Source organism: Dyadobacter sp. CY261, assembly GCF_021440085.1.
Taxonomy (GTDB): domain Bacteria; phylum Bacteroidota; class Bacteroidia; order Cytophagales; family Spirosomataceae; genus Dyadobacter.
This window is the reverse complement of record NZ_JAKCPW010000001.1, coordinates 1,788,516-1,800,690: the sequence shown is the minus strand read 5'-3', so window position 1 is coordinate 1,800,690 and position 12,175 is coordinate 1,788,516. Positions and strand designations below refer to the sequence as shown.

Annotated in this window: 19 protein-coding genes; all 19 read right to left on the bottom strand. The window is 44.2% G+C overall.

Annotation, left to right across the window (positions count from 1 at the left end; translation table 11 throughout):
• Positions 1-132: 132 nt before the first annotated feature.
• On the bottom strand, positions 133-546 hold the full coding sequence (locus tag LZD49_RS07295; RefSeq protein WP_234666659.1) for a hypothetical protein: 414 nt from the start codon (positions 544-546) through the stop codon (positions 133-135).
• Between the two features lie 160 nt (positions 547-706).
• Positions 707-1,024, bottom strand: coding sequence for a hypothetical protein (locus LZD49_RS07290; protein WP_234666658.1), 318 nt, complete (start codon positions 1,022-1,024; stop codon positions 707-709).
• Positions 1,021-1,647, bottom strand: a complete 627-nt coding sequence (locus LZD49_RS07285; protein ID WP_234666657.1) for a hypothetical protein — start codon at positions 1,645-1,647, stop codon at positions 1,021-1,023. Before LZD49_RS07285 ends, LZD49_RS07290 begins: the two co-directional genes overlap by 4 nt.
• 205 nt (positions 1,648-1,852) lie before the next feature.
• Positions 1,853-2,068 (bottom strand): hypothetical protein, encoded by a 216-nt coding sequence (locus LZD49_RS07280; RefSeq protein WP_234666656.1) that lies wholly within the window; start codon positions 2,066-2,068, stop codon positions 1,853-1,855.
• The gene (locus LZD49_RS07275) at positions 2,065-2,367 is read right to left on the bottom strand and encodes a hypothetical protein (RefSeq protein WP_234666655.1); all 303 of its coding nucleotides are present in this window, start codon (positions 2,365-2,367) and stop codon (positions 2,065-2,067) included. Before LZD49_RS07275 ends, LZD49_RS07280 begins: the two co-directional genes overlap by 4 nt.
• A complete protein-coding gene (locus tag LZD49_RS07270; protein WP_234666654.1) occupies positions 2,364-2,624 on the bottom strand; it encodes a hypothetical protein in 261 nt (86 codons plus the stop codon). Before LZD49_RS07270 ends, LZD49_RS07275 begins: the two co-directional genes overlap by 4 nt.
• Before the next feature lie 66 nt (positions 2,625-2,690).
• A complete protein-coding gene (locus LZD49_RS07265; RefSeq protein ID WP_234666653.1) occupies positions 2,691-3,095 on the bottom strand; it encodes a YopX family protein in 405 nt (134 codons plus the stop codon).
• A 7-nt stretch (positions 3,096-3,102) separates the two neighbouring features.
• Entirely contained in the window at positions 3,103-3,528 is a 426-nt protein-coding gene (locus LZD49_RS07260) for a hypothetical protein (RefSeq protein ID WP_234666652.1), read from the bottom strand.
• Positions 3,525-3,884, bottom strand: a complete 360-nt coding sequence (locus LZD49_RS07255; RefSeq protein ID WP_234666651.1) for a hypothetical protein — start codon at positions 3,882-3,884, stop codon at positions 3,525-3,527. The genes LZD49_RS07260 and LZD49_RS07255 overlap by 4 nt, the downstream gene beginning before the upstream one ends.
• Positions 3,885-4,154: 270 nt before the next feature.
• The gene (locus tag LZD49_RS07250; protein ID WP_234666650.1) at positions 4,155-5,387 is read right to left on the bottom strand and encodes a hypothetical protein; all 1,233 of its coding nucleotides are present in this window, start codon (positions 5,385-5,387) and stop codon (positions 4,155-4,157) included.
• A gap of 20 nt (positions 5,388-5,407) precedes the next feature.
• Positions 5,408-5,761: a hypothetical protein gene (locus LZD49_RS07245; RefSeq protein ID WP_234666649.1), complete on the bottom strand. Its 354-nt coding sequence runs from the start codon at positions 5,759-5,761 to the stop codon at positions 5,408-5,410.
• A 1-nt stretch (position 5,762) separates the two neighbouring features.
• A complete protein-coding gene (locus LZD49_RS07240) occupies positions 5,763-6,284 on the bottom strand; it encodes a DUF4494 domain-containing protein (RefSeq protein ID WP_234666648.1) in 522 nt (173 codons plus the stop codon).
• Between the two features lie 3 nt (positions 6,285-6,287).
• The gene (locus LZD49_RS07235; protein ID WP_234666647.1) at positions 6,288-6,770 is read right to left on the bottom strand and encodes a hypothetical protein; all 483 of its coding nucleotides are present in this window, start codon (positions 6,768-6,770) and stop codon (positions 6,288-6,290) included.
• Between the two features lie 29 nt (positions 6,771-6,799).
• Positions 6,800-8,962 carry a DNA methyltransferase gene (locus tag LZD49_RS07230; protein WP_234666646.1) on the bottom strand — a complete coding sequence of 721 codons (2,163 nt, stop codon included), beginning with the start codon at positions 8,960-8,962 and terminating at the stop codon, positions 6,800-6,802.
• A 20-nt stretch (positions 8,963-8,982) separates the two neighbouring features.
• A complete protein-coding gene (locus tag LZD49_RS07225) occupies positions 8,983-9,453 on the bottom strand; it encodes a hypothetical protein (protein ID WP_234666645.1) in 471 nt (156 codons plus the stop codon).
• On the bottom strand, positions 9,450-9,956 hold the full coding sequence (locus tag LZD49_RS07220) for a hypothetical protein (RefSeq protein ID WP_234666644.1): 507 nt from the start codon (positions 9,954-9,956) through the stop codon (positions 9,450-9,452). The genes LZD49_RS07225 and LZD49_RS07220 overlap by 4 nt, the downstream gene beginning before the upstream one ends.
• A gap of 28 nt (positions 9,957-9,984) precedes the next feature.
• The gene (locus tag LZD49_RS07215; RefSeq protein ID WP_234666643.1) at positions 9,985-10,773 is read right to left on the bottom strand and encodes a hypothetical protein; all 789 of its coding nucleotides are present in this window, start codon (positions 10,771-10,773) and stop codon (positions 9,985-9,987) included.
• On the bottom strand, positions 10,760-11,701 hold the full coding sequence (locus LZD49_RS07210) for a DUF4373 domain-containing protein (protein WP_234666642.1): 942 nt from the start codon (positions 11,699-11,701) through the stop codon (positions 10,760-10,762). Before LZD49_RS07210 ends, LZD49_RS07215 begins: the two co-directional genes overlap by 14 nt.
• A gap of 14 nt (positions 11,702-11,715) precedes the next feature.
• Positions 11,716-12,081 carry a hypothetical protein gene (locus LZD49_RS07205; protein WP_234666641.1) on the bottom strand — a complete coding sequence of 122 codons (366 nt, stop codon included), beginning with the start codon at positions 12,079-12,081 and terminating at the stop codon, positions 11,716-11,718.
• Between the last annotated feature and the right edge of the window lie 94 nt (positions 12,082-12,175).

Sequence of the window (12,175 nt, the reverse complement as noted above, 5' to 3'; positions counted from 1 at the left end):
GCACTTAAACTCGACTGGCTATACCCGTATAGCAGATATGATGTTCAGCGCAATAATGTACGCATTGAATAACTAACACCACATTCGATTTAGTTAGATTAGTACACAAAGAAGGGGCTCATGGCCCCTGATTTATTTTACCCTTACAAACTCCCATTTTCCATCCCTTGGCGTGAACTCCACTTGCCATAGCCCGCCATGTCGGTCGAAGATTGGGATTATCACATTGTAATCTGTAATGGGTGTGCCTAAAATCATAATGTGGGCTTTATTCATAACCCAATCCCGAATAGATACTTTTTCTACCTCTTTTTGAAGGTGCTTAATAAACCAGTCTACGGCCTGGCTGATGCTGACTTTCCCATGAGCTTGTGCGGCCGAGATCCTTAAATAGGCTCCGGCGGCATGCTCCGGCAGATAATATTCAAACATATAGTCATGCGATCCCGCAAATTCAATCTTTGCGGTGATATCACTACTAAAATGATCTGCGACAATTTCGCCAATCTCGTTCAAAAGACTTACTGGTTCGCCGTCTGGATCCATCAGGTGCGGCATGATATTAACCGAAAATCCAGTGCCTAGCATACGTCAGAATGTTTAAATGAAGTTATTCAAAGATAAAAAATAAAACAGCACCCGACGCATGAGGGATTCGAACTCTCGTCTCCCGGCCTAATACCGGGATCTTACCTATTCCGGGCGACTACGCCTCCATTACGAATGCGCCGGTGTGCTTGTTCCGAAGTTCTTTTTCTCTCACCGCAGCTTCGATAAACTCAGCCTGATTTGTATAAGACCGGATCGTTTTCGCAACCTGGGACCCAGGAATTGCTTGCACCCATTCAGGGTAGCGATCACTCATCCAAAATTCCGAGTCATATACATCTTGAAACGTTAATTTCATTAGAATTTTCATCGAATCGTCTTCAATTTCAATCGCTGAATTTCCAAGAGAATTAGGAGCGCAGACTATGCCACAGCAAGTACCGCCGGGCGTTTCGAAATGAACTTTCTTTTTCATACATTATCAGGTTTATCGATTCGTTTAACTGTTGCGTACCAGATCCAGGGGTTTTTATCCAATTGTAGTTGCCTTGGCCCGTATTCTCGATTCCATAAAACACGGAATGCGTCTCGATGGGAATCGAATGGCCATGATTGCTCACATCTATGGGGCATAGGGTAGTGACCAAAGCCAATCGTTTCTTCATTTGTCAGTTCCTGCACCCGGCACACCTTCACATCCACAACTTCCAGCCAGAGGCGGCATGCTGCTTTGGGCATAACAGCGGGCGATAACCAATATTGACCACTGTTCATTGGGTAATTTGGCCAACTGTGCTTGTGAAAGAAAATCTTCTCAGAATCAGATTCGTCTTCAATTTTAAAATCGTATTGCCAAGTTTCCTTACACCATAAGATCGTTCCGGCAGAACCGAAGGGGGAGTTCCATTGATTTACGATCTCTGATTTCCCATGGAAGTCTTGACTTTCGCGTATGTCAACAAATCGGGAAGGCTGATCTACCAAGAATGCTATGCGACCTTTTTCGGTCGGCTGCGGCTTTATCGGCCTCACAATCGCCGAACACTTCCCCTCCAAAAGGGCATCGAGTTCGGATGGGGTTGGGTGGAGGGGCTTCATCGAATTTCTATTTTAAAAGACCTTTTAGTTTCCTCTGGAATAATGAGCGAGTCAACCTTGTCATTAAACCATCGCTCCTTGCGACTCACTTCTGCCATTAGCTTTGCTACTTCCCATAGCCTTGAAGATTTTTTCATTCTTCGATTCTGCCTTCGATAGAAAAAGTACATTCGAAAAACTAAGAAGTAATATTTAAGATATTCTATCATGGTAGTACGATTTCAGTGTTAAGGATAGATTCTTTTACGTCAAAGCCATTGCATTGCACGAACTCGGCATTGTCCGCCGCCATGGTCAGCGCATCTTTCGCGACGGAGGTGGCGTAATCGTGCATAACTTGGATTGTCCCTTCTAGCGCCCATTCCGGCCAGTCGTGCCAGTCAGGGAACGCGCTCTTGATCATTTCTTCGGCGGTTTTCATGACTTAGAAAATTTATTATCCTGAACCATTAGTTGAGGATATCTCTCTTGAATAAACGACTTAACGCTTGGCGTTAACTTTGATTTCCAATCCTTCCAGCCAATAATATTGTGCTCAACGATACCTTGAATAAAGTAGTGATTGGCTTTACTTTGCTCAGGCTGATTTGGCCTCGTCATGCCATACTTCATGAATAAATCCCAAAGAGTGGTCATGTCGTCTCTGGTCAAGTTATACTTTTCAAGAAAAGTCAGCCCTTTCACCCGAATCGGATCATTGTAATGGTCTCTCGTTTTCATTTCTCTTGTGGTTGTGGGAAGGGGAGGTCTCGGTTATTCAAGTCCCAATGCCTAATTATTAACTCCCTGCTCATGTATTCCTCGTAGAACCCATCACGGTTTTCGCGATCAGCCTTCACTGCCTCGTTGGCTAATCGTTCTGAGACTGCCTTTAAAAGCTTAATTGCGTTTGGCTTGTTTTTCCAAAGGAAATGAGCGAAGGTTACGCATCCGTATTTTCCTAACTCTTCTTGAAGTATTTCTTCGAATGTTTTCATTTGTAAGCTTGTTTTTACCCATGCCTCACCGCCACGCTTGCTTTGACTGGTTGAATAGGTCTTGGTTCATGGTAGTAGCTCGGGATTATCGTGGATGTTTCCTATCACTTCGAACGATTTGAAGTAATGCGCAAAATGAAACATCTGAGACTGAGGGTTCATTCCGCCACCTACATATTTTAAATCGAATCCAAGATTGACATATTGGACTTCGTAGACCGGGAACCAATACTCTTCTTTTGTTATTTCGATATTATTGTGAAGCTTGACAATGTCTCCTTCGTAAATTTCGACCCCATTCTTGTCCTTCCGATTGGCATACTGCTCCAAAACTACATCCCCCGAAAATGGAAGAAATAGTCCGTCTTGGTGTTGAAGTCCTGCGTCCAAGGCTAATGGCGTGATCTTTTTTAGGTCGATCATTTTCTTTGTCGGAATATGCCATCCGCGAAACTTTATCTCTCTCGCCATCTTTCTTCTAATTTGAGGTTTTGTGTTCGATTAACTTTATCCAGCCAGCGGCTTCGAGGTCGGCGACTGAGTGGCCGAGATAAGGCAATGCCACTCCGATTGAGCGTAGGTAGTCATTCAACTCACCCATGGTTTTCGGAGATGGCCATGTCCATTCTAACTCAGCAATAGCATTACGCCCATTTGCCGGAGCATACCAATAATCTGAATCGCCATTTATAATCTTCGCCACCTCAATCGCCTCTTCGTCAGTAATAGCTTCGATTGATCGTAAAAACAAAAATGCCTGCTCCTGTTCTGCTTCAATGAATGAAATGAAAGTAGATTCCTTCCATTCTTCTATGAAATTTTCCCCATGATCTCCGCAATAACAGGTGTTGATATATTGAGCGAAAAATCTCGATCTCAATGAGTCGTTTAATTGTATTTTCATTCCTTCAACTGTTTGATGATTGGTGTTGATTGATTTTTCTTTTCAACCCTCTGAACTGTGCCAGGATATACTTCATAGTGCTTATGAACGGATCCGCCCTTTTTAGAGTCGAATTCGGACGTGACTATGAAGTGCTTCCCATCGGATGTGGTTAACAAATCGCCGTATATGAAGCTATTTGTTCCTATCCAGCGCCCTTTATACTGATCATTTTTAGTCATGAGGTTTTTGCCTGCTGAGTCGTTCGGCTCTATTTTAATGGTTTTCATATCATCAGCCTGGTGATGTTTCTCATAATTTTCCCATGACCCGAACTCTTCGATCAGGTCATGGATATGGCTTACAATGCTTCCCATAGTTAATAGGGTAGTGGTCGTATTTCAGAACCCGGATGCTTTCTAAGGAGCTTTTCAACGCTCATATTGGTCTGAGATATGAATGATGTTCCGGACCCCTTGGGCGGGATTACCAGGTATCGAGGGTAGCCTTCATAGGATCGATTAATGGATCCGTCGTAAGTTTCTCCAAGCGTAACAAGATTCGCTTTTTTCTTTTTGGGAGATTGTGGTTTTGCTTTAACTGTTCCTCTGCGCATTTTTGTTGTTGATGAGGTGGTAAAAATTGAATTATGGAGCCTTTTCTTCGTCGATCGGAATGACCAGTATTTTAAGTCCTGGGTCTGATTCGGGTAACACAAGTATTGCTTTCATTCGGCCGTTCATGTTCAGAAGGACATTCCCGCCACCGGATATTTTGCCGAGGATGTCATTTACTTTACGGCAGTTGAGGCATATTCCCATTTCTGAACCTTCAAAGTGGGTCATTTCTACGGATTCGCTCGACTCGTTTGAATACACACCGGGTGGAACATCGACAGTGAACCCATTGTCTTGGATTGATAATTTTGCTAGCCCTGACACTTGATTTGCAAAAAGGGTAGATCTCGAAATTGCTGCACCAAGAGAATCCATTGTTGTAGATGCCTTCGTGGCAAACGATGTCGGCAGCATGGCTTCGTATGCCGGAAATTGAACATTTCGTAGCATCACTCTCACCGTGGTTACGTTATCTGTAACCTCGATCGAATCGTCATAAATTTTCAAGCAAGCGATTTCTCCGGAACATACTGGAAGTAATGACGCAAATGCGATAGGAACGTTGATCCTGGCATCAAGATTATCGTCGTTACGCACCGGAACTCTGCGCTCAACGAGCACGACGTTGTCGGAACTGGCAACAATCAATTCTTCGTGTTGAATGGCCACTAATATTCCCTCCAAATGCTCCTGGCTTTTCCCTTCTTCGGCAACCGAGTCTTTGCAATAGAATATAGATTTTGATAATTCGGCGAGAGGAAGAAATATTTCGACAAACTCTCCTGATAGTTTAGGAATTGTGAAATCTGCGGGATTCTCAGTTTCCAGCTGATATGAATTTCCACCGCATTCAATTCGGATGGTAAAAGCTTCGAATTGAATTGATGAAACACCGCCTGACGATTTCACATCCTTCCATCCATTGTTTTGATATTGCGAAATTTCGATGGAAGTGTCTGGTAAGGAGCGCAGGAGTTTCAATCCGAGTTCCGACGGGAATAAAAATGAATATGGTGCAGACTTTTCATCACAGGATAAAGTGGTAGTCACCAAATGCTTAGAATTCGATCCACATAGCGTCATTTGACCAGATTCGACATCAATTTTAATATATCCGAATGCGGGTACAATGGGCCTTGGATCAATGGCTTTTGCTGCTATGTTGCAAGCCTTTAAAAACTCTTTCGAGTTGACGTTGAGCGAGAATTTCTTCTCTCCCAGCTTCGATGTGCCCTTAACCTTGGGCGCCGCTGTTGTTGTCATTTTATGATGAGTGTAATTGTTTATAAAACTTGTTGTAAATGAGCCTGCGACACTTTTAATCTATCAATCACATCGATCCATGCATCTCGTTTTTCATTAAATGTGACAGGCAGTATCAATTTTGATAATATGTCGTTTGCGGCTTTGATAGATGCATAAGGCTGATAGGTTGGATCTGTTGTCCTGGTTAAGTCGCCAAACCGGATGACCTCCATTTCTTCGTCCTCCATAATCGAAAAAGCTCCATTGACATAGTTGTTGATGTCTATAAGTAGCTCGGGTGCTGGCACAACCATGAAAGCCGCATTGATGCATTCAATTGCCGATTCTATCAAACAGGACGCCTGTTTCAAGTTATCTGTGGTTGTTTCCATTTTATTGATCTGATTGCGGTGGCGAATCGGCTTGCCTTTCTGCCATAACCTCTGACAGCGGCTTCATGTTTTCGGGGATTGTTAAATTTTCTTCGCCCTCGGATAGATACGGAATCACATCCAATATTTTCGTTTTGGTAAGCGCTTCCACCTCATAAGGGATGAGGAAGTTTCGCATGCTTTCATTGATCCGGTCCAGGGCCTGTTGAATACCTTCTGCGTTAACAATCATCTGATTGACGATCTTTTTCTCTTTGCCGCTTTTCTCATCAACGGAGAAGTAGACGATCTTGGATTTGAACCATTCCTCGCCATCTTCATAGCTAAAAAGGTCTGATAGCTTGACGGGCGTTATGCGCTTTACGGAAAAATCAGATGCGCCAGTCGTAATCCTTTTGTATAGCGTTGATTCGGCCTCGGTATGGCTAACAGCGTCTACCAAGTACTGCTCATTGATGGTTTTGAGGCGTCCTGCCTCATCTTCCTTTTGATATCGAATTTGACCTAAATACCAGCTTGCCATGGGTTACAGTAGATATGAGTTGTAGATCTCGATGAAAGTTTTTCCGGCGTATTCGGCGAGTTCGCTGGACCGAAAAACGAGGCGGGAGCCGACGTACGAAAGCGAGAAGACGCAGGCGCTGACGCAGAACGAGAACCCGGAACCACCCGCGGCATGCTCAAACCATCCGTAATATTTTGGCTGGTTGTGGTTCTTCCAATCAGGAGCCCATCCTTCGTTTAGAGCCCTGGCAATAATTGTCAGCTGGTGATAGGCAAAGGTTGATTGGCGATCGACATCCGGCACATCGGAAAAGTTTTCAATTGTGTGCGGAACGATACCGACAATGTCGCAAGCATCTTCATAGGACCGCACCCTGTCAGTGATTTTTTGCTGAAAATTGTGATCGGGAAATAGCTTCTTTAAAAGCTCTTTTTGATCGGAGTTACCTGCATTGAAGGCAGATTGAGCACTTTGGACAGTGATGTCCAGTTTAGCATTTTTCATGTTGGTTTGTTGATTGAAGTGAATTTAATTTAGAATAGCGTCAGCTGTTTTTTGCCTTCGAGACATGACATCAGATTCTTTTTTGCTTCGGCGAAATAACTTGGTTTCAGCTCAAAGCCGACTGCTTTTCGATTCATCTGAACGGCTTGAAATGCCTCACTCCCAATGCCCATGAATGGGGTAAAAACGGTATCTCCCTTGTTGCTATAAAGATGGATGAGCCTTTCGATTGTTTCCAGTTGTAAAGGAGCAATATGTTTCTCGTCATCATCTTCCCGAGCATTTCGGAATCCATTCAGTGTTTTTCCGTAGTTGATATCCATCCAAACGGGGGAAGCGTATTTTTGCCATAGATCGACGGATAAATCGGTGTTGGTTACCGGGTTAGACCTGTCTCCATCCTTACGAAATACCAGGATATAATCAGGAATGCCGACTCTTGACATAGTGCTATCCTTTTTTACCTGCTTGTGCAATAGGCCTAATGCTTTGGTCCGCTGCATTTCGACCACAGGATCTTTCCAAATCGTAATTCTCGAATGGTAAATGAATCCGACAGATTCGAAAACATCCTTGATCATGCCGGAGAAGTCACGGAGCCCAATAAACCCCTCTTTGCCCTTTTGAATCGGCAAGTCCATGCAATGCACCGCGACATTCCGCCCCTGCATCATGATCCTGAAAAGTTCAACTACCAGGTACTTGAATTGTACGAGAAATTCAGTGTAGTCCTTGCAGTTTCCCATGTCTTCAATTTTGTCACTGTACGTGTAAAGATCTGCGAACGGTGGGCTAAATACGCTGAGGCCGATTGACTCATCAGGGATGTCTTTGATGAGCTGAACCGAGTCGCCACATTGAACAGAATACCATTCGTTCTCTTCGGATTCAACATCGTAATATTTTGATGTTGCATTGTCTGGATTCAAAAGGACATTTGTCGCTTCTCTCATCTCTGTTTTCATTATTTCAAATTGGCTTTCTTTTTGGTTGATGGCCCGGATTACGTTCGACATTGTGTCGGTAGTGATCAAGTAAATGTTAACTGGTTTGTTCTGCCCGAATCGATATGACCGGCGAATGCCCTGGTAAAGTCCTTCGAAGCTAAAATCCGGCGAGGCGAAAATTTGATTGTGGCAATTCTGATAGTTCATGCCGAAGGATGCAATTTTAACCTTCGTGATTAGAACCCGGAAATTGTCATCGGCGAATCCGAGCAGCTGAGTTTTCTTCCATTCGGCGGAATCGGAACCTTTGACCTGAACAGAACCAGGGATCAATTTTTCAAGCGTATCGCCCTCCTCATTGTGCTTTACCCAAATAATAAAACTCTCATCTGGTTTGCTTTTGACGATTTCAACAACTTCGGAAATTCGCTCATTCATAGTCATCCGAAGCTCAGAATTGAAATTCGTCGCAGAGACAACGACATCGTTGAAAAGCAATCCATTATCCCTCTTCGAAGTCTTGATCTTCCTTTCGATAAGATTGAGCTCTGGCAAGCTGTACCCTTCCATTTTGAATCCAATGTCGGACGGACTACTGAGCATGATCGCCCATGATCCGACGAACCGGTAGAATTCTTTCACAGCGTGCCCTTTCAACCGCCACTTGGAGGTTTCTCCGCCATCGTGAACGAAATACATCGATAGCATTTCGTTTCGAGTCATCACATCAAGGAATTCGCAGTGGTTGCCCAATTCCATCGGATCATTCGGCGATGGGGTAGCGGTACAAGCCAATTTGTAGGGAGTGTTTCGGAATGCATCAATTATTTGATTCCGCATGGCCCCTTCAAAGTTTTTCAGGATTGATGATTCATCCAGGACTACGCCGGCATAGATACTAGTGTCGATGTTGTGCAGCTGGTCATAGTTTTCGACATGGATGTTTGCCATATCAATTCCAAACTTACGCGCTTCCTTGATGGTCTGATCTTTGACGGATAACGGTGCAAGAATAATGCTCGGCATCCCGGTTCGTTTTGATACTTGTTCGGACCATGCTAACTGCTGAATCGTCTTGCCGAGGCCGCAATCTTCGAAGAATGCATGTTTACCTGCTTTCAAAGCTCGCTGCACGCAGAATTTTTGAAACGGGAACATGTGCGGGTTGAGGTCACAAAGATCTACGTCAAAGCCTGATGATACCGGCCGCCGCTGCTTGGCGGATAAAAATTCCAGATAGTTCATTGCTTGTTGATGAAGTATGTTCAGTAAAGTGGTCTTTTGTTTGAGATCATCACGATGAACAGAGCATCGCGTACCTCATCATTCATTTTGCTAGTAATCCCAGTATTTTCGACGATGAACTTTTTGCCAGAATGCGTCCATTTCCCATCCTTTTTAAGAATTCCTTTTACGAGCGGCTTGATTTCTTGTACTTCAAATCCCTCTTTTTGGAGCATCTTCATCAGGATTTGACCTGATGCATGATTTTGACCTACTTTTTTTGAAATTGCCTGCGATACTCGGCCCGTTGTTTTGCGAAAATTGGCTTTCTTGTTCAGCCATCCGGCTTCCATTAGGATGACTGAACAAGATGGTCTGGAAACTGCCAGTATTTCATCAATCAAATTCTCGTTGCTGATTGCTTTCGCCAGCTCCCATACCTTGGTGTCAGCATTCCAAATTGCGACGCCTGACCGGTCCAAATCCGGGTCTATTCCAATAATGTGCGTCATGCGATTGAATTGAAATAGGATAAGAAATTGGCTTTTGCTAATTCCGGCGACCAGCATTCTAATTTTTCCTTCGATTCCCTGCCTAGCATCAAGCTTTCCCATTCACATTCCAGCATCCACCGGTCAATGCTTTTCACTGCTTTGTGTAATGGAAATTGAAACTCGAACATGTCGGCAATGATCTGCATCAACTTATCCTCGGCGGCTGAATACTGTGGTATGAGATTTTTAATTGGCTTCGGGATATCCAGAAGGTATGCTTCGCTGGCATCGTGTAACAGTGCCGCCATGGCGTACTCACGGCTTACAAGATTGGCACACATTACGCTGTGCTGAGCCACGGAGTAAAATTTTGGCAGATGTCCTCCGAATCGGCACTGATGGGAAAGCCCATGGGCGATATCTTCCAGGCATATCATTTCAGGCTGAGGATTGAAAACATCCATGTAGATGCCGGTGAAAGTCCGGATGCATCCTTCCATGTTTAGGGTTTCTGTTCGCATGATTTTAAGTTTGATGATGAAATGGTGATTAACGGCGGCGGGATTTTGCCGTTTCTGGAAACTCAATAATGTTGCACATCTCGCGAAGTCGGTCAGAGACCCTTTTCCCATACATCGTGTGAATTTCTTCCAGTGTATGGTTTGATGTGATATGGGTTAAATTGTGCCATCCGCCTTGATACCTTCCTTCGATGATGTCACCCATGACGTTCTTTTCATTGCCGAAGTGCTTTGCAGTGGCTTCGGTGCCGAGATCATCAAACAGGCGACCGATAACCTTTTGACCAAAATGCTCATCTGAATTCTTGATCTCAAAGTCGGCGATGTATTTGTCAATTACTTCGGGGCCGTGTTCGGCATATTGGTCCGCGATGGTCTTGCAGTCATATTGAGCATAGCAGGCGTGTGGATTTTTCGCACACAGTTGCATCAAACTTGTTTTGCCGACGCCAGTGTCACCAACCAGTGCAATGCCTTTCCAGAGCGAGAATTCAGGGCTTTGCTGCTCAAATCTTTCATCTCGCGTAAAATACAGACAAAGTAGCTTAACAACTTTTTCATTATCCTCGTCGATTGCAAACGGAAACTTCCACTTGCGTTCGATAGCGCGAGTTTGTCCCAATCGTAGTAGAAGATCCTTGAAGGACTTCGCGTCGAACGAAGGGAATACTCGCTCACGTTCGACTTTCGCTTTGTAAGCGAGGTTGAATAGCCGTTGTCCCTTTTCTTTTCTCGCTCGCGCAATGGCATCTTCAATTGCGAATTCTCGCTCTTTTTCGGTCAGTTCAGGAAAAACCTGCGGGTTAGAGTTCCACATCGCAATCGCTTCCTTTTCCTCGGTAGTTAGGGGAACCGATGGAAGTAGGTCTAAGAGTACCTGGCTTTCCGTTTCCTGATGTTGGTTTGTTGGTGAAGTCATTTTGCTTAAATGTTGATAGTCTGCCAGGAATGTGGAATGTTCCACCTTTTCGATCTTGCTCTACAATCCACTTCGGCCGGCCGCGTTCGTTTGGTTGGGACCAGTAAACCAGAAATTTCGTATAGAGCTCACTTGGGTATGCATTTGGGTGTTCGTCATCGTATTTTTTGAGCAATGCAGCTAATACCTTGCATTTAATAACTCCAAGCTTATCAGACACAAGGTCAAATCTGGTTTCTGACTTGGGGGGGCGCGGCGCAACCGGGGGGGCATTTTCTTTTTTCGGGTCTATGATAGGGTCACCCTTATTTTTAAACCCCTCTTTCTCTGCGCCGACGGGCGCTAAAATTCCTTTACTATCCTGTTCTTTTATTTCCTTTACTTTACTTTGTGTACTTATTGCTGAGTTTAGTGTAGTTATTGCAGCAATAACCCTGGTTTCTGTTGCAACAACCTCGTATTCTTTTGCAATAACCCCACCTCTTTTTGCTTTTAGGTACCTGTTCTGAATACCAGAAGACGTAAGCACATTCAGTGATTTAAACCGATCTTGATCGAATAAATCAATATCCAAACATGTGACAACAATTGACTTCACATCGGTTTCGGAAATGTCGTTTTTCAGGTAATCAGCAACGTCAAAGGCCAGATTTGAGTCATATCGTATGAAGTACCCTTGATCTCCGTAAATCAGACAAAGTAAATATTCGTAAACCACAAGGCCTTTGAGGCCCCAGACAGACATAAGTCGTCTTATTTTTCGATCCCCGAGCATGTTAGAATCCTTTGGGAAGTATTCTAATCCGGGTTTGTGAGGTCTGGCCATGGAAAGTGTAATTACTAAGTCTTTTTAATTCGTAAGCCGGTTTTTATCGCTTCGTCAACTCCCATACGGTCATGCACCTTACTGTGGCAGTTTTGGCAAATAGCCATCCATGTTATCACTTCAAGGAGATACCTGCCTCGGCCAGCCCTATGATGGATCTGTGTTGCTCGTTTTATGCATCCGGATAACGCGGCTTCGCATTTTGGTCGAACTTTCAAAAAATCAATTCGCAGCCGGGTGTATTCTTTCAGCTTCTCGGCTTGTTTTTTGCTCACTGCCGCGATCCGCTGAGGCTTCTTGATGATGTACTGGTGAAACAGGCAGTAGAGCTTTGAAAACACCGGATTAGTACACCCTGGATGTTTACAGGTTTTTGCCACGGCGCCGAGGTTTGTGATCACCATCATCCATTCTCACTGCGCGCTTAACTTCGCTGACAAAGCAGATGATCATGTAAACCATGCCGCCTGCCAT

Bases quoted from the DNA above. Each gene is read 5' to 3' on its own strand.
- LZD49_RS07295 (WP_234666659.1), bottom strand. From the start codon at position 546: ATGGATCCAGACGGCGAACCAGTAAGTCTTTTGAACGAGATTGGCGAA.
- LZD49_RS07290 (WP_234666658.1), bottom strand. From the start codon at position 1,024: ATGAAAAAGAAAGTTCATTTCGAAACGCCCGGCGGTACTTGCTGTGGC.
- LZD49_RS07285 (WP_234666657.1), bottom strand. From the start codon at position 1,647: ATGAAGCCCCTCCACCCAACCCCATCCGAACTCGATGCCCTTTTGGAG.
- LZD49_RS07280 (WP_234666656.1), bottom strand. From the start codon at position 2,068: ATGAAAACCGCCGAAGAAATGATCAAGAGCGCGTTCCCTGACTGGCAC.
- LZD49_RS07275 (WP_234666655.1), bottom strand. From the start codon at position 2,367: ATGAAAACGAGAGACCATTACAATGATCCGATTCGGGTGAAAGGGCTG.
- LZD49_RS07270 (WP_234666654.1), bottom strand. From the start codon at position 2,624: ATGAAAACATTCGAAGAAATACTTCAAGAAGAGTTAGGAAAATACGGA.
- LZD49_RS07265 (WP_234666653.1), bottom strand. From the start codon at position 3,095: ATGGCGAGAGAGATAAAGTTTCGCGGATGGCATATTCCGACAAAGAAA.
- LZD49_RS07260 (WP_234666652.1), bottom strand. From the start codon at position 3,528: ATGAAAATACAATTAAACGACTCATTGAGATCGAGATTTTTCGCTCAA.
- LZD49_RS07255 (WP_234666651.1), bottom strand. From the start codon at position 3,884: ATGGGAAGCATTGTAAGCCATATCCATGACCTGATCGAAGAGTTCGGG.
- LZD49_RS07250 (WP_234666650.1), bottom strand. From the start codon at position 5,387: ATGACAACAACAGCGGCGCCCAAGGTTAAGGGCACATCGAAGCTGGGA.
- LZD49_RS07245 (WP_234666649.1), bottom strand. From the start codon at position 5,761: ATGGAAACAACCACAGATAACTTGAAACAGGCGTCCTGTTTGATAGAA.
- LZD49_RS07240 (WP_234666648.1), bottom strand. From the start codon at position 6,284: ATGGCAAGCTGGTATTTAGGTCAAATTCGATATCAAAAGGAAGATGAG.
- LZD49_RS07235 (WP_234666647.1), bottom strand. From the start codon at position 6,770: ATGAAAAATGCTAAACTGGACATCACTGTCCAAAGTGCTCAATCTGCC.
- LZD49_RS07230 (WP_234666646.1), bottom strand. From the start codon at position 8,962: ATGAACTATCTGGAATTTTTATCCGCCAAGCAGCGGCGGCCGGTATCA.
- LZD49_RS07225 (WP_234666645.1), bottom strand. From the start codon at position 9,453: ATGACGCACATTATTGGAATAGACCCGGATTTGGACCGGTCAGGCGTC.
- LZD49_RS07220 (WP_234666644.1), bottom strand. From the start codon at position 9,956: ATGCGAACAGAAACCCTAAACATGGAAGGATGCATCCGGACTTTCACC.
- LZD49_RS07215 (WP_234666643.1), bottom strand. From the start codon at position 10,773: ATGTGGAACTCTAACCCGCAGGTTTTTCCTGAACTGACCGAAAAAGAG.
- LZD49_RS07210 (WP_234666642.1), bottom strand. From the start codon at position 11,701: ATGGCCAGACCTCACAAACCCGGATTAGAATACTTCCCAAAGGATTCT.